Below are 15,144 nucleotides of genomic sequence, written 5' to 3'. Positions count from 1 at the left end.
ACATTGCGTATTGTGTTGCGTATTGTGTTGCGTATCCGTACCACATTGTATTCTTTAGATTTGTAAGTGTGAATTTGTGAATACATTTAGAAGATTTTAGGAGCGATTTTATGAAGCATGCTGAGCATGGCGCTAAAGCAAAGGGGCGGTTTAATTCGCCTTTTATGCTTTTTACTTCTGTGCGCGGTTCGCATGCATCTTCTAATAATCGTGCTACAGCCGTTTTAGCAAATAATGGTGCTGTTGTGAGTCTAGAAAACGTAGATTTAGAGAACGTAAATCAAGAATTTACTGTTTCTTTGTCTCGTCGCCAGCTTCGTTTAGCACGCGTTGCTAAAGAACGTAAAAATCGTATGATTATTTCCGCTTCTTTGTTTGCGTTAGTCGGAGCTGCTTTAACTTCTATGACGTTGAACAAGCCTAATAACATGGATTCTTTGGCTTCTAAACCTTATTCTTCTAAGTTGAGTTTTGTAGACGATTCTTCTGCTCAAGCAGCGTCTCGCTCTAGTATGCGAGAAAGCATTAATCGCGCTAATAAATATTTGAACTTTAGCAGCGCAGTTGCTGGCCTTGAATCTGATTTAAGCGCATTTTCTACTAAGTCTTCTCATAAGTCTAAGTGGGATTTGGGTTCTAATTCCGATTTTAAGGTGTCGGAAATGTCTAAGTCTGCAGCAAATAATCCGAATGTTGCTGTTTTCTTGGATTCAGACGCAAAGATTGTTCCATCTGGTTTTAATCCAAATCACGATTCTGGCGATTCGGGAAATGCTTACGAATTTAGCCAATGCACTTGGTGGGTTTATGTTCGCAGGCATCAGCTTGGACTTCCAGTTGGCTCCAATATGGGAGACGGATGGATGTGGGGCCGGACTGCTCGCAAGCTTGGCTATTGGGTAGATAATACTCCTCGTCATGCTGGAGACATAATGGTGTTTGGCCGCGGTCAGGCTGGAGTTAACCGCGCTTATGGCCACGTTGCTATTGTGGAAAAGATTAATCAAGATGGTTCTATAGAAACATCTGAATCTAGCGCCGAATATCATGGTAGAACCTATTCAAGAGTTGTTAGCGCTAAAGATGCTTCCGCTTTTGAGTTTATTCACTACTAAATATTTTAAGCATTACTCGCATAATATTAGATTTATCAACTTTTGTTGGTTTGCTACGCGTTTTTAGGTGCTTTGTATTGTTAATGTGTTAACATCGCTAATGATGGTTGAGCAAAAGATTAATCAAAATATTAAACAAAATAAGATTTTTTCTTCTATAGTTGCGGGAGCTGTATGCACAACTCTTCTTGCTACTATGGTTCCTTTTGCTTGTGCTTATGCAGAAGAGTCTGCAGTTACTTCTACGCGTTCCTTCCCGAAAGTCACATCTGTTAAGCGTGATTTATTAACAGAATCTACTTCTACAAGCGTTGATTCTAATTCGCATTGGGGCGGGATTGAGTCTTTAAATGTTCCTCAAACTAAAAGTGCTGCAGAGTTGGCGGCTCAGGCTGCTGCTCAAGCGGCAGAGGAAAATGCGCGTAATGCCGCTCGCAATAATGATGGCGATTACGATTCCGCTGCAAGCCGTTCTGGCGTTAGAGGAACATCACAAAGCTATTTTGTTGCTCCTCCAGATGGTTCTTCTACGTCGGCAATGCTTAATTTTGCTGCTCAATTCTTAAACAAAGTGCCGTATCGTTCTGGTGGAACAACTCCTGCTGGTTGGGATTGCTCTGGCTTTGTACAATACGTTTTTGCAAATATGGGTGTTTCTTTGCCTAGAACTTCTGGCGCGCAAGCAACAGTTGGTACAGCTGTTCCAAGTCTTGCTCAAGCAGCTCCAGGAGATATTATTGCAAATGGTACTCATGCTGCGATTTACGTAGGCAATGGAATGGTTATTAATTCGCAATACGGCGGAACAAAATATAGCCCTATTCCTTATGTTTTTACATCTGCTTATTCCATTCGCCGAGTTTTTTAGCATAAGTTTTTGGCGTAAGTCGCAAGTTGTTTAGCGTAAGTTGTTTAGCGCAAGTTTTTTTGGCGTAAGTCGCAAGTTTTTAGCGCTAATTTAAAAGTTGTAAGTCATAAGTTACAAATCTTCTGTGTCGCAATAGACTCAAAACAATTAAACGGCTATTGTAGTACTTAAGCAAAGATTGCAAAATTCTCGCAATACTAGGAGGATCTAGATGACACAGAATGTTATTACACAAGAAAAAGCTGTTCTTGTAGGCGTTGATGGTTCTCATGCAAGCTATAAGGCTGTTTGGTGGGCATCAAACTACGCTAAGCATGCTGGATTGCAACTTCAAATTGTTTGTGCATACTCTTTGCCAAGTTATGCTGCTGTGTCTTTTGACGCAACTTATACTGCCATCGGAGACGATAATGTTGCTCATCAAGACGCTCAAGAGATTCTTTCTAAAGCTAAAGCTGTAGCTTTAGAGCAGGGTGTGGATGCAACAACTTTGATTGTTACTGGCGACCCATCTTCTGTGTTTGTGGAGCTTTCTAGAAACTATCAACTTATTGTTATTGGAAACCGTGGTAAAGGCGGATTAGCAGAGCGCTTACTTGGCACAACAAGTTCTTCGCTTCCAGCATACGCTTATTGCCCAATTGTTGTTGTTCCATATACAGATGACGATGGTCAACGAATCCACTTGAACAATAAGATTTCTAAGATTGCTGTTGGATCCGACGAGTCTAAGTGGGGATTAAAGGCGCTTGAGATTGCTGCAGATTTGGCAGATAGTTGGAATGCTCAATTAGATGTGATTTCTGCTGTTCCTAGCGTTCAAGGAGCCGAGGGAGACACTGCGGTTATGGGATCTTATATGGAAGATCTTGACGAGCGTGTAAAGCCAATTTTGCAACGCTTGCCAAACCTAAAGATTCATCGTTCTGTAGTTCCTGGCTCTGCTGTAAATGCTTTGACTCAAGCTAGCTTAAACAACGATTTGGTTGTTGTTGGCTCTAGGGGCAGGGGTGGATTTACTGGTCTGCTTCTTGGTTCTATTAGTCAAGGTTTGCTTCAGCATTCGTCTAGACCAGTGTATGTTGTCCCTCGCAAGTACGTGGAGCTGAGCGCTGCGCAAGTAGCTCAGCAGGCTAAGGTAAGTAACGATACTAGTGCTATTGATTCTATAAGTGGTGTTCATAAAGTTGATGTTCCAAAGGCTGGTGTTGAAGAAGCTAAGCAAATTGAGCAAACAATTGATCCGCTTCACTAAAGTAGTAACGCTAAGTAGTAACGCTAAGCGCTAAAACATAAATCGCGTATAAGGCACTAATTGTGTTTTATACGCGATTTTTCAAACTTGCAGATATTAATGTGTTTCTACTTGTTTTTAAGCAAGAACCGCGCGCGTCTTGCCTCTCGAGCAGCGCGTTTTTTAGCAAGTTCTTGATTGTTAATGCTGATTGCGCGCTCATAAATCTTAATTAACTCTTGAGCTTGCTTTTTAAAGTCATTATTCTTTGAATATTCAAGAACATTTGTTTTTAACTGCTCTTGCTCTTCTTTGCTCATATTAAGAACGCGGCTAAACACTTGCTTAAAGTCTTCTTTAGAATCCCATTGGTAACCATTTTTGCCACTAATAATTTGATTTTCATTAGGAGCATCATGCTTAACAAGCGCAAACAAGCCAGAGGCCATTGCCTCCAGCATAGAAAGCGAGTGCATCTCCGATAAGGAAGCGGTAGTGTAGTAGTCCATTGCGTGCAAATATTTAGGAATTTGCGTATGCTCAATAGGGCCTAGAAGGTAGATTCTATCTTCAAATCCTTTGCTTGCTACCTTATTGCGCAAGTCTTCTAAATCAGGGCCTCCGCCAATAACAACAAGTCGAGCTAAATCGCGCGGAAAATCGCAATACATAAAGTTGTCAATCAACTCGCTAATGTTCTTTTCGGCGCCAATTCTTCCAACAAAGACAAACAGCTTTGTGGAATCAGCAATACCGTATTTTTTACGGAATTCTTCTCTAAAAGCAATTCGTTCTGGTGTTGGCAAAAACTTTTTGTATTCAACAGCATTGCTAAGAACAACAACCTTTTTATCAACTTTTTGTCTGTCAATATAAGCTTGAGCCTTAGCAGACATGCTCGTAATAATTGTTGCGTTTTTAGAAAATCGCGTAAAATATTTTGCCGATATATTCCTAGAAAACTCAGTAAAATGCTTTAGACCAATGTAAAACAGGAATTTATCGTATTCGGTGTGTAGCGTGTACACAACTGGAATATGCTCTTTTTTGGCCACTTCTAGGCCTATTTCTCCAATGCCAAATTCGTTTTGAATGTGAATAACATCTGGCTTAAAGTTAATCGGGAACTTTTTGCGCATGTTTCCAATTGGAATTGCAACCCTATACTTGTAAAGCTTTTTCAAAAGAATGCCTGGAACGTACACAACGCCGTCTACAAGCTTGGTTTTACGTTGTTTTTCGGAGCCAACTGTAACAACAAGAACCTCATGACCAAGTTCTTCGTACATTTTTTTAAGCATGTAGGATTGTGTTGCTACGCCGTTTATGTATGGTGGATACGTTTCTGTAAAAATCGCGATTTTCAAAGTTTCCTCCGATTACATAAATAGCTCTAACAACGTTAAAAGTGTAGCATTGTGTTTAGCATTGTGCCACAAATCGTTATTTTTTGCCACTTTAGTGGCGTTTTTTGAATCATCGGCTAGTGGCCATTTTTCCGCGTGCTAAAAGTGCTGGTGCAAATCTTCCCATTAATGCCGAATATTTACGCTAACTTGTACAAGTGCTCCGCGCTCAAGAGTGTGCTTAACTGTGCAACCCTTGCTAATATGCTTTTCCATACGCTCTTTTAGTGCTTGTGCATCTTCGTTAGTTAGTGCAGGCTTTGCGCTCGTAGCGTCTACTGTTAAGTCTTCTTGGAATCTTAAGTAAGTTCCTTCTTCTGGGTCGTAAGTGCCATTTACAACCACGCGCGCGCCTTTTCCTTCTCCAATCGCATGCTCAACAGCGTATTGGCTGCTTAAAGCTGTGCAACCAGCTAGAGCTATTTGCATTAGTTCTACGGGAGAAAATTGCCCTTCGCCTTTGCCAAATTTTAGTGTTGCTCCGTCTTCGCTTTTTGCAATCCAAGAGCTGTCTTCTAAACGCTCAACCCATATTCTTCTAGCCATTTTTGCTCCTTTGCGTTTGTTGTATTTAGCTAAAACAATTATATAGAGATGCACAGTATATTTGCACATGCATTGGTAGTGTTGAATTTAGCTAATGATAGAATAAACGTATGGCTTTAACTCAACAAGAACTTGCAAATTTGCGCGCGCGCGTGCCGCAAAAACCAGTGTCTAATATTCCTACTCCTTACGAGGATTTGGTTAGAAAAATCTTTATGGAAGGCACATTAAAATCAGATCGCACTGGTACGGGAACAATATCTCTTTTTGGTCAGCAAATTCGCTTTGACTTAAGCAAGAGTTTCCCGCTTATAACAACAAAAACTGTGTTCTTTAAGGGGCTTGCGTACGAGCTTCTTTGGTTCCTTAAAGGCTCTAGCAATGTGCGCTGGTTGCAAGAAAACGGTGTGCATATTTGGGATGAGTGGGCAGATGAAAATGGCGATTTAGGCCCTGTTTACGGCGTTCAGTGGCGTAGTTGGCCAGCTCCAACCGAGCAAAATCCAAATCGCACAATCGACCAGATTGCAAACGTTATGGATCTTATTAAGAATCATCCAGATTCTCGTCGAATGATTGTTAGCGCATGGAATCCTGCAGAAGTAGAGAATATGGCTTTGCCGCCTTGTCACTCGCTTTTCCAGTTCTATGTTGCCGATGGCAAGCTTTCTTGCCAGCTTTACCAGCGTTCTTGCGATATGTTCCTTGGCGTGCCATTCAACATTGCTTCTTACTCGCTTTTAACAATGATGATGGCTCAACAAGCAGGATTAGAACCGGGAGAGTTCGTGTGGACTGGCGGCGATTGTCATATTTACGATAATCACGTAGAGCAAGTGCTTGAGCAGCTTTCGCGCGAGCCGTATCCGTATCCTCAGCTTGAGATTCGCAAAGCTGATTCTATTTTTAGCTACGACTATAGCGATTTTAAGGTTGTTGATTATAAGCACCATCCTACGATTAAAGCTCCTGTAGCTGTGTGATTTTACTTTATTTAGTGATTGATTAGTAGGCTTACTTAGGAGTTTTATGACTAACAATATTCCCGTTCGTTTAATTTGGGGGCAAGCATACGATTTTGAAGGCCGTACAGGCGCTATGGGCGTTAATGGCGGTATGCCTTGGCGACTTTCCCCAGATTTGCGCTATTTTAAGGCAATGACAATCTCTTGTCCAGTAATAATGGGTAGAGGAACTTGGGATTCTATGCCAGAAAAATTTAGGCCTCTTCCTGGTCGCGAAAATATTGTTGTTTCTAGGAATCCAGACTTTAATCCAAATGGAGCAAAAAGTTTTACAAAGATCGAAGACGCAATATGCTACGCAAAAAAGTGGATTGAAGATAATCCTATTGAGCATATAGATTCTTTTGATTTGCCAAAAGATGGCAGAGCAATTTGGATTATTGGTGGCGGCGCAATCTTTAGAGAAGTGATTGAGTCACAAATTGTTGACGCATCTTATGTAACTCAAATTGACGCTAGAGTAGAAGCAGACACGTTTGCTCCAAACATTCAAAAACTTGTAGATGATGGATTGTGGAAAGTTGCGCGCGATGGCGATTGGCAGGAATCGCCTATAAAAGTTGGCGAAAAACAATTCAATACAAAATATAAGTTTATGGTTTATGAGCCAGTTAAATCTAAAAAATAAGCTAGATTAAGGATATGTATGGAATCTTTAAGCAAAATTCACGTAGATGCTAAGCATCCGTATGTTGTTATGACAGTTTGCACGGGGAATATTTGCAGATCTCCAATGGCAGAAATTGTTTTGCGTAACGAGTTTAAGCTTAGAGGATTAAGCGATGTTGTTGCTGTAAAATCGTGTGGTGTAAGCGACGAAGAATACGGAAATCCGATTGATAGGCGTGCGCAAAAAGAGCTTAAAAGTAGGGGATATTCTTTGCCATTAAGCCATTTTGCGCATAGGATTGAGCGAGACGAAATAGAAGAGACGAATCTTTTTCTTCCAATGACTGCTTCGCATATGCAATCTTTGCTTAGGATTATTCCGCCGCAAAAGCGTAGTCTTGTTCACATGTATAGGTCTTTTGATCCGTCTTTAGAAAAGCCACAAGCTGGTCGTGAAGCTGTTTTAGATTTGGCAGACCCTTGGTATGGTGGTCCTAAAGAGTTTGAGATTGCAATGGATCAAGTGGAGGAGTGCGCTCCCTACATTGTTGATTGGGTGGAGTCGCAGATAACTCGAGAATAGTATTTGCATATAAATCGCAAGTCAAATCGCAAGTCAAATCGCAAGTAAAATCGCGTATAAATATATTAAAACCAGACGAACCGCTTGGAACGTCTGGTTTATTTTTTTTTTAATCTAAAAGCCTAGGTTTATTTTCCTCTTAAAGCTCTGCGACTTACGCGTGGAGTATGAGTTGGGTCAATTCCCTTTGGAATTCCAAACCCTAGCTTTCCTTGCAAAGTGCGTAAACGGTCGTTTAGAATCGCAAGCTCTGTTTTAGTAAGGAAGAATCTGCGATTTGGATGAATTGCAGCAAGAGGAGCAAACTTGTGATTTGTAGGAATCAAAGTTTTAGACTTTAGAACTTTACTCCTTAAATCCTTAAGCTTAATTTGATTTTGGCCATTTCCAACGCAAATGCGGTAAACAGGAATATTGGATCCAGCTGTAACACTTTTAATAGCATGCTCTTGGCGTTCCATAGCATGAGTCAAGCGTTCGTAGTTGCCTTCTCCAACAAGAAATATTCCGTTAAAACCAGTTCCACGCCAAATTGCATCTTTTGTGCGAGGATCAACCCATACTGGCTGTTGTGGGAAAGTGAAACCGCCTTTATTGATTGCGCTTAAAATTCCAGCTGCAGCTCCAGGCTTGCCTTCTAGTTTTGCATATCCAACTTTATCTGCGCGCTTTGTTAAAACAACAGTAAAAAGCAAAAGACCAAGCATAAGCGCTGTTACAATCATCATAATCCACGTGAAAATGGACCAGCGTAAAATAGCGCCAGCTATAACGCATAACACTACAGGGGCTACAAAAGCCAAGCCAAGCCAAAGCGGAAGCTGCTTATCTTCTGTATACGTGTACTTGTAAATGCGCACAATTTGTGAAATCATGCCTGATTTCTTAGTGTTCTTTGACTTTTCGTTTGCCATTTTGCGTTTATCCCCTATACGATATTCGCGTTAATTTTGTTTTGTGCTTATTGCAAGGTTTTCTACAACGGGTTTACTACCACATTTGTGCAACTATTACTTAAGTAGCCTTAAGTAGCATGCTACAAACACACATTTCTATAAATCATATCTTTGTTGGTATACTAGCGTTTTATTTTGGCCAATTACCGCGTTTTGGCGTGCTCGGCTTTGGTAGCCTCCATCTGCGCATTTGTATTGCGCGACTGCAAGCATACATTGCAGACCTAGAGCTTTTAGCAACAGCAGCCTGGCCGTACCTTTTAACAAGTTCTTTTCTAAGTTTTCGCCACATTATTAAAACGTCAATAATCGCAGCAAAAAGATACGCGTAAAGAATAATCGCAAGCGCAAAATAAAGAGCAATATATTTAGTAGACAAGAAGTTTTGTGTAAAGAAGATGCAAATCATAATCACGATTGCAAATGGAACGAAAAACTCGCCAATATTAAAGCGTGCGTCTACGTAATCGCGAATATAAACTCTCCAAGGAAGCTGCTCCGACTTTGGCATATGCGCTAAATCGCCGCTTTTCATAGCTTCGTATTGTGCGTTTTCTCTTTCGCGCAATCGTGCTCGCGCAGCCTTTGCGCTAGCTTTTCTATCGGTTGGAACTAGCGGCCTAAGATTTTGCGCTGCAGCTTCGCTTTGCTTTGGAGTTGGAGCGTTTTTTGTGCGAGTTTTTGCCTTATTTTCTACTTTATTTTCGCTATTTTCATTGGCTGATGATTTATTGCCATTTTGCGCATTATTATCAGCATCTTTTTTTACAAATGGATTCCATGTCATGTTTGCAGATTACCCAACAGACTAGACGCGTTCCATAGATTTTGCTGGCTGTTAATGTTGTTAATAGTGTGATAGTGGTTAGATAGTAGTTAACCGCTTGACTATTTGTTTTGGCTATTTGTTTTAAGGAGATTTGTATGGCTAATCTTAATGTGGAAGATGTTAAGAATCGTGTTAGCGCTGCGTGGAATGATGTTATATCCGTTCTTAATAAAAAGATAGAGTTTGGAGCTGTTTCTGCTAAAGGCATTACTGGGGATCATATGCGCGCTTCGGCTGAATACGTTGCTGGTGTATTGCGCGAAGTGGGCGTTGATGCTCGTGTTGAGCAATCGCAAAATCCAGATGGCACTCCAGGAGCCTTTGAAGTTGTTGGATCTCGTATTGTGGATCCTAGTGCTCCAACTGTTTTGCTTTACGCTCATCACGATGTTCAGCCTGTTCCAGATGCAAGCGAGTGGAATACGGATCCTTTTAAAGGAACAGAGATAGATGGGCGCTTGTATGGTCGCGGAAGCGCGGACGATGGCGGTGGAATTGCTATTCACTATGGTGCTTTGCGTGCTTTAAGTGAAGATTTAGGCGTAAACATTAAAGTGTTTATTGAAGGCGAAGAGGAGATGGGCTCTCCAAGCTTTATTCCATTTATTGAGTCTCACAAAGATGAGTTTGAATCCGATGTAATTATTGTTGCAGACTCTGGAAATTGGTCTGCTGAAGTTCCAAGCCTTACGACTAGCTTGCGCGGAAACACTACTGTAGACGTTAAGGTTAAGGTTCTTGATCATCAAGTTCACTCTGGTCAATTTGGTGGCCCTATTTTAGACGCATACACGCTTGCTTCAATGCTTGTTGCTTCTCTTTACAACAAAGACGGCGATTTAGATGTTCCTGGAGTTGAATCGCAAGAGCCTGTTGGTGGATTGCAACGCGATTTAGATGAGACTCAAGTTAGAGCCGATTCTTCTGTAGTTGATTCATACAAGCTTGCAGGAACTGGATCTTTGGCTGCACGAATGTGGACTAAGCCAAGTTTGACTGTTATTGGAATGGACGCTCATCCAGTAGAGGAAAGCTTTAACGTTATTGCTCACGAGACACGCTTGCGACTTTCGCTTAGAACTGCGCCTTGCCAGCGTCCAGAGGAAGCACAAAAAGCATTGAGTGACTTTTTGATTAAAAATGCACCGTTTGGCGCGCAAGTAACTGTAGATCCTTTAGATAATGGCATGGGTTGGGCTATGGATCCAAATGCTGTTGCAACTAAAGATGCGCTCGCATCTATGAAAGACGCTTTTGGTGTGGATCCTATTAATAAGGGCGAAGGTGGTTCGATTCCATTTATTCCAGAATTGCAACGAATCTTCCCTAAAGCTCAAGTTTTAGTTACGGGTCCAGAAGATCCAAAGTCTAATGCTCACAGCCCAAATGAGTCGATTTCTCTTTCTGGCTTGAAGTCAAATATTGTAACGGAAGCTTTGCTTCTTAGTCGTTTAGGGAAGTAGTGTTGTAAGTTATAACTCGCGCATAAAAGCGCGCGAACATGTTGATTTTGTGCGCGAGTCTACACAATGCCGTAAAATTTTCACTAGACACGGGTGCTTTGCGTTAATTCGTAAAGCTGAGAGAAACCGCTTGAACGTGAATCCAGGTAATACTGGCGCACGGAGATCTGTTTTTCCCGTGCCTAAAAGTAAAAAGGCACAATCATGTCAACAAGCGTCTTCTATGCATATAGCAATTAAATGCTGTATGCTGTTTAGATTTTTCTAAGCAAGTAGGCGTTTTGGGATTGTAGGATTTGCTAAGATTCTAAGATTTGTTAAGATTCTAAAAATCTATAGTAAAGTCTAATAATCCTAAAAATAATTTAATAAATAATTAAATAAAATCATTGCCATAAAGGATTTGCTATGCCCGATGCATATAAAACGCAGGTTTTGAACAATGCTAACCAGTACAAAGCTGAAACTTTCCTTCCATCGGCTTTTAGTGCTGCTAAGTTGCGTTTTGAGAATTGGGGTTATCGTCATGCCTCTCGCAAAGCGTTTGCTGTTCGTGGTTTGAACCTGACTATTGAAGCAGGGCAGAGAGTATTGCTATTAGGAGCATCGGGCATAGGCAAGTCCACTATTCTTGAAGGTGCTGCTGGATTAATCGGCAGCGATATTATTCTTAAAAGTGATTCAAACGATAAAAATAGTAACTCTTCTTCGCATAATGTTTTAGTTGAAGACGAAGATGGCGGAGTGAGTGAAGGCGCAGTATTTGTAGACGATGTACCAGTTCATAAGGCTCGCGGACGCGTTGGTTTAGTTTTACAAGACCCAGAATCTCAAGCGATTTTTCAACGTTTAGGAGATAACGTTGCGTTTGGTCCAGAAAACATGAATGTTCCGCGTAAAGAGATTTGGAATATTGTTGACGAAAGTCTTAAAGAGGTTGGCTTAGATGGCTTGCAACTTCATCGCTCTACTGCACATTTAAGCGGTGGTCAAATGCAGCGATTGGCTCTTGCTGGTGCGTTGGCAATGAAGCCTAGTGTTCTTCTTTTAGACGAGCCTACAGCAAATCTGGATCCAGACGGCGTTGAGCAAATTGTTTCAGCAGTTGGAAAAGTGCTTGACGATACTCATGCAACCATGGTTCTTGTTGAACATCATGCGCAGCCTTGGATTGATTTAATTGACCGAGTAATTGTTTTGGGGCTTGAAAATAGCGGTAATAGCGGTAATAGTAATAGCGAAGATAGCAAAAACTTTGTTCACGATGACGATATTGCAAGAGACGAGAGTGCTAAAACAGTAATCGTAGCCGACGGAACTCCAGACGAGGTGTTTAATCGCAAGGATCTTGATTTTGAAAATCTTGGAATATGGCTCCCGGATAAGTATAAGGATTCAAAAAATCGCAATATAGGCAGGATTCATGTTGAAGGAGAGCCTGATTGTGATCCTTCTGTAGGAGATGGGAAAGTAGTTTTATCTACAAAAAACCTTGCGATTAGTCATACGGATACTCCAATAGCTAAAAACATTAATCTTGAATTTAATTCTGGCCAAATAACGGCTTTGGTTGGCGCAAATGGTGCTGGAAAATCAACTTTGTCTCTAACTTTGGCAGGATTAATTCCGTCAATAGAAGGCGAAGTTGTAGCAAGCGAGGAACTTTGTAAAGATTTAGACTCAAGTGATCCTATAAAGTGGAAGTCAACTGAACTCGCTAAAAGAATATCGTATGTTTTCCAAAATCCAGAACACCAATTTGCTTGCGGAACTGTTTTAGAAGAGGTTATGTTAGGCCCTATTAGAACAGGCATGAGCGAAGAGGATGCTCGAGCAAAAGCTAAAGAATTGCTAGAGCGATTCAGATTAGGCAGATATGCCAACGCCAATCCGTACACGCTTTCTGGAGGAGAAAAGCGCAGGCTTACAGTTGCTGCATCTTTGGCTGCAGCTCCAAGGGTTTTGATTTTAGATGAGCCAACTTTTGGCCAAGATCGAAAAACGTGGATGCAAATTATAAAGCTGATTGCAAGTCTTAGAGCAGACGGCGTTAGTGTTATTGTTGTTACTCACGATAAAGAGCTAGTAGACGCTCTGGGCGCGCGTTTGGTTGAACTTTTGCCAGTTAACAATGCTAAGAATAGTGATTCTGGAGATTTATCAGATTTACAAGAATCGCAAGCAAAAGAAGATTTAGAATCATCGCAAAGCTTGTCTTCTACAACTAATTCAACGAATATTTCTCGAATAAAAGTTAGCGCTGTAAATAAGCGTGATGAGAAAGAAAGAGCCGCAAGTTGCTCGCCATTTTTGGCATCGCTAAATCCTGTTTACCGCATGCTTGGAGCTTTTATGCTTTCCATTCCTTTGCTGTTTACTCTTGATTGGCTTTCTTCGACTATTGCACTTGTTTTAGAGTTTATAATTTTATGGATTGTTGGAATGAATCCTTGGCGTGTTGTTAAGCTTTCTTGGCCTGTTTGGGTTGGTGCGCCTGGATCTGCTCTAGCAGTGTGGTTGTATGGTAAATCTGGCGGTCAAACGTTGTTTGATTGGGGAATTATTCACGTAAGCGAGCACTCAACAACTCTTGCAATTGCAACGTTTATTCGTATTTTAGCGATTGGTGTTCCTGCAATTGTTACTGTTATTGGTATTGATGCTACAGATTTAGCAGATGCTTTTAGTCAAGTTATGCATTTGCCAGATAAGTTTGTTTATGGTGGATTAGCGGGAATGAGGCTTTTTAGCGTTTTACAAGACGATTGGGCAGCTCTTACTGCTTCTAGAAGATCTCGCGGTCTTGGAGACGATAGTAAGATTCGCGCATTTATGCCTCAAGCTTTTGCGCTTCTTGTTCTTTCGATTCGTAGGTCTAGTACTTTGGCAACAGCAATGCAAGCGCGCGGTTTTGGTGGAGAAAATCCAAGGTCTCATTCACGCATAAGTTACGTAAATAAGCGCGATTATGTGTTTATGGTTGTATGCTTAATTATTCCTGCAATTGCATTAATCGCAGCTGTTTACTACGGTACGTTTGCGCTTCTTGGTGGAAATTAATTTTGGTGTGTCGTTCATGTAAGACACATGCTGAAAACGTTGGAATAAAGCCATTTTGGGATATTTTGTGGGCTTAATGGGATTCGAACCCACGACCTTCTGCTCCGGAGGCAGACGCTCTATCCACTGAGCTACAAGCCCGCAACTTGTGAAAGTATACACGTTGCTAGGGATTGAGATTGTTTTATATAAGATTAGAAATGCGTTTTATGCGCTTACGGCGTTTTGCTTGGAATTGTGCGGATTTAAGTGTGGATATTTTTACGTATTTTGTGTGATTTTTTGCTAATTTTATATTTTTGTTTGCATTTGTACTTTTATGGTGTTAGCATCGAACACAACACAAACGCATATCGTAAATTTTACGGTGTTAGGTTTGTGATTGACCACATAGGCATTTAGCTTTGCAGCTAAAGTATTTAAGGAGGCGGCTGTCATGCGTAACATGAATGCTCAAGCTCGCGATACTTTTGATGCTGCTCGTATGTGGTGGTGGCAGACTTCTCTTTGGCGTAGTTTACTCTAAAGTTTTAGAAGCTGCTTGTTTAGGCTTATAAAAGACCTCTAGGGTAAACCTAGGGGTCTTTTTTATATCCTAAAACGCAAAATCTATTTGGTTTTAATCCAAATCTAAAACAATCTAAACAATCTAAAACCAATAACAATCTAAACCAAAATTGTTGAAAACAAACAACGTAAAAATTTACGTAAAGGAGAAAATCATGAATCAGGAGTCCACTAACGTAGAAGCTACTAGCGCAGAGACCACTAGCGTAGATACAACATCTGCACAGTCCGAAATTAATCAAGCAGCTACTTTGCTAAAAGGCGTAAATGTTAAAAAGCACGCTTTAGATATTACGTCTTTAGTTTTGGTTGCTGTTCTTTTTGCAGCTGGATGTATTCTTGACTTTACAGTTGCAAAGTCGCTTTCGATTGGAAACATTCAGCCAGAGTTTGTTATTGCATCGTTCTGCTTGTCTATTTTGCTTGTTCGACCAAATGTTATTCAAGGTGCGATTATTGGCGCTTTGGCTGCTACTTTGATTCAATTTAACACTTCGATTCCTGGTCTTGAATACGCTTGCGATATTCCAGCAGCAATCATTATGACGTTAGTGCTTATGGGTTACTTAAAAGCTTTCCCTAAGGATGCTGCTAGAAAGTTCAGTGTGTTCCCGTTTATCTCTACGTTTGTTGCAACTGTTATTTCTGGAATGATTTTTGCAACAATCGCATCCTTCTTTATTCTTCATTCTCCAAACACGATTCTTGTTATGCTTCCAATCATTTTGGGAACTGCTGTGTTTAATGCTGTTGTTGTTGAAGTTCTTTACACTCCAATTCGACTCGTTTTGCACAAGTAAATCGCCACTGAAAATGAGAAATAAATTAACTTGAATCAACGTAAGCAAATATAAACAAACATAAATGAATGTAAGTAAACATA

Annotated in this window: 13 protein-coding genes, 1 tRNA gene and 1 riboswitch; of the genes, 9 read left to right on the top strand and 5 right to left on the bottom strand. The window is 40.8% G+C overall.

Annotated elements, in window-relative coordinates:
• The first annotated feature begins 110 nt into the window (after positions 1 to 110).
• The 3 genes from ACPEIW_RS04730 to ACPEIW_RS04720 all read left to right on the top strand — a co-directional run bounded on the left by ACPEIW_RS04730 (position 111) and on the right by ACPEIW_RS04720 (position 3,238).
• Entirely contained in the window at positions 111 to 1,115 is a 1,005-nt protein-coding gene (locus ACPEIW_RS04730; protein WP_425663349.1) for a CHAP domain-containing protein, read from the top strand.
• Positions 1,116 to 1,215: 100 nt separating this feature from the next.
• Complete coding sequence (locus tag ACPEIW_RS04725; protein WP_016787424.1) at positions 1,216 to 1,983, top strand: C40 family peptidase; 768 nt, start codon at positions 1,216 to 1,218, stop codon at positions 1,981 to 1,983.
• Between the two features lie 211 nt (positions 1,984 to 2,194).
• Complete coding sequence (locus tag ACPEIW_RS04720) at positions 2,195 to 3,238, top strand: universal stress protein (RefSeq protein WP_004132552.1); 1,044 nt, start codon at positions 2,195 to 2,197, stop codon at positions 3,236 to 3,238.
• Between the two features lie 107 nt (positions 3,239 to 3,345).
• On the opposite strand, the gene ACPEIW_RS04715 is transcribed toward ACPEIW_RS04720, so the two are convergent.
• Both ACPEIW_RS04715 and ACPEIW_RS04710 read right to left on the bottom strand, forming a co-directional pair.
• On the bottom strand, positions 3,346 to 4,584 hold the full coding sequence (locus tag ACPEIW_RS04715) for a glycosyltransferase (RefSeq protein ID WP_425663346.1): 1,239 nt from the start codon (positions 4,582 to 4,584) through the stop codon (positions 3,346 to 3,348).
• 165 nt (positions 4,585 to 4,749) lie between these two features.
• Positions 4,750 to 5,169 (bottom strand): OsmC family protein, encoded by a 420-nt coding sequence (locus tag ACPEIW_RS04710; RefSeq protein WP_425663344.1) that lies wholly within the window; start codon positions 5,167 to 5,169, stop codon positions 4,750 to 4,752.
• A gap of 110 nt (positions 5,170 to 5,279) precedes the next feature.
• On the opposite strand from ACPEIW_RS04710, the gene ACPEIW_RS04705 reads away from it, so the two are divergent.
• Genes ACPEIW_RS04705 through ACPEIW_RS04695 form a run of 3 tightly spaced genes read left to right on the top strand, consistent with a single transcriptional unit; the run spans position 5,280 to position 7,386 of the window.
• Positions 5,280 to 6,152, top strand: coding sequence for a thymidylate synthase (locus ACPEIW_RS04705; RefSeq protein WP_016635973.1), 873 nt, complete (start codon positions 5,280 to 5,282; stop codon positions 6,150 to 6,152).
• 46 nt (positions 6,153 to 6,198) lie between these two features.
• Positions 6,199 to 6,822, top strand: coding sequence for a dihydrofolate reductase (locus ACPEIW_RS04700; RefSeq protein ID WP_425663342.1), 624 nt, complete (start codon positions 6,199 to 6,201; stop codon positions 6,820 to 6,822).
• Positions 6,823 to 6,840: 18 nt separating this feature from the next.
• Entirely contained in the window at positions 6,841 to 7,386 is a 546-nt protein-coding gene (locus tag ACPEIW_RS04695; RefSeq protein WP_415694726.1) for a low molecular weight protein-tyrosine-phosphatase, read from the top strand.
• Positions 7,387 to 7,514: 128 nt separating this feature from the next.
• On the opposite strand, the gene ACPEIW_RS04690 is transcribed toward ACPEIW_RS04695, so the two are convergent.
• Positions 7,515 to 8,300: a DUF4191 domain-containing protein gene (locus ACPEIW_RS04690; protein WP_425663339.1), complete on the bottom strand. Its 786-nt coding sequence runs from the start codon at positions 8,298 to 8,300 to the stop codon at positions 7,515 to 7,517.
• A 172-nt stretch (positions 8,301 to 8,472) separates the two neighbouring features.
• Positions 8,473 to 9,129, bottom strand: coding sequence for a DUF3043 domain-containing protein (locus ACPEIW_RS04685; protein ID WP_425663337.1), 657 nt, complete (start codon positions 9,127 to 9,129; stop codon positions 8,473 to 8,475).
• A 137-nt stretch (positions 9,130 to 9,266) separates the two neighbouring features.
• On the opposite strand from ACPEIW_RS04685, the gene ACPEIW_RS04680 reads away from it, so the two are divergent.
• Together ACPEIW_RS04680 and ACPEIW_RS04675 are read left to right on the top strand one after the other, a co-directional pair.
• On the top strand, positions 9,267 to 10,634 hold the full coding sequence (locus ACPEIW_RS04680) for a dipeptidase (RefSeq protein ID WP_425663335.1): 1,368 nt from the start codon (positions 9,267 to 9,269) through the stop codon (positions 10,632 to 10,634).
• Between the two features lie 79 nt (positions 10,635 to 10,713).
• Positions 10,714 to 10,816: riboswitch (TPP riboswitch) on the top strand.
• A gap of 226 nt (positions 10,817 to 11,042) precedes the next feature.
• A complete protein-coding gene (locus ACPEIW_RS04675) occupies positions 11,043 to 13,694 on the top strand; it encodes an ATP-binding cassette domain-containing protein (protein ID WP_425663333.1) in 2,652 nt (883 codons plus the stop codon).
• Between the two features lie 68 nt (positions 13,695 to 13,762).
• Here ACPEIW_RS04675 and ACPEIW_RS04670 read toward each other — a convergent pair.
• Positions 13,763 to 13,835, bottom strand: a tRNA-Arg gene (locus tag ACPEIW_RS04670).
• Between the two features lie 581 nt (positions 13,836 to 14,416).
• Between ACPEIW_RS04670 and ACPEIW_RS04665 the strand changes: the two genes are divergently transcribed.
• On the top strand, positions 14,417 to 15,061 hold the full coding sequence (locus tag ACPEIW_RS04665; RefSeq protein WP_425663331.1) for a hypothetical protein: 645 nt from the start codon (positions 14,417 to 14,419) through the stop codon (positions 15,059 to 15,061).
• The last annotated feature ends 83 nt before the right edge of the window (positions 15,062 to 15,144 follow it).

It is taken from the genome of Gardnerella piotii, assembly GCF_049815665.1.
In the GTDB taxonomy this organism is placed as follows: Bacteria; Actinomycetota; Actinomycetes; order Actinomycetales; family Bifidobacteriaceae; genus Bifidobacterium; species Bifidobacterium piotii.
Note: the sequence above shows the minus strand (reverse complement) of the source record. Positions and strands in the feature narration are given on the sequence as shown.

Excerpts from the sequence above, each read along its gene's own strand:
- ACPEIW_RS04680 (WP_425663335.1), top strand. The coding sequence starts at position 9,267 with ATGGCTAATCTTAATGTGGAAGATGTTAAGAATCGTGTTAGCGCTGCG.
- ACPEIW_RS04695 (WP_415694726.1), top strand. The coding sequence starts at position 6,841 with ATGGAATCTTTAAGCAAAATTCACGTAGATGCTAAGCATCCGTATGTT.
- ACPEIW_RS04705 (WP_016635973.1), top strand. The coding sequence starts at position 5,280 with ATGGCTTTAACTCAACAAGAACTTGCAAATTTGCGCGCGCGCGTGCCG.
- ACPEIW_RS04725 (WP_016787424.1), top strand. The coding sequence starts at position 1,216 with ATGATGGTTGAGCAAAAGATTAATCAAAATATTAAACAAAATAAGATT.
- ACPEIW_RS04730 (WP_425663349.1), top strand. The coding sequence starts at position 111 with ATGAAGCATGCTGAGCATGGCGCTAAAGCAAAGGGGCGGTTTAATTCG.
- ACPEIW_RS04710 (WP_425663344.1), bottom strand. The coding sequence starts at position 5,169 with ATGGCTAGAAGAATATGGGTTGAGCGTTTAGAAGACAGCTCTTGGATT.
- ACPEIW_RS04700 (WP_425663342.1), top strand. The coding sequence starts at position 6,199 with ATGACTAACAATATTCCCGTTCGTTTAATTTGGGGGCAAGCATACGAT.
- ACPEIW_RS04685 (WP_425663337.1), bottom strand. The coding sequence starts at position 9,129 with ATGACATGGAATCCATTTGTAAAAAAAGATGCTGATAATAATGCGCAA.
- ACPEIW_RS04665 (WP_425663331.1), top strand. The coding sequence starts at position 14,417 with ATGAATCAGGAGTCCACTAACGTAGAAGCTACTAGCGCAGAGACCACT.
- ACPEIW_RS04675 (WP_425663333.1), top strand. The coding sequence starts at position 11,043 with ATGCCCGATGCATATAAAACGCAGGTTTTGAACAATGCTAACCAGTAC.
- ACPEIW_RS04690 (WP_425663339.1), bottom strand. The coding sequence starts at position 8,300 with ATGGCAAACGAAAAGTCAAAGAACACTAAGAAATCAGGCATGATTTCA.
- ACPEIW_RS04720 (WP_004132552.1), top strand. The coding sequence starts at position 2,195 with ATGACACAGAATGTTATTACACAAGAAAAAGCTGTTCTTGTAGGCGTT.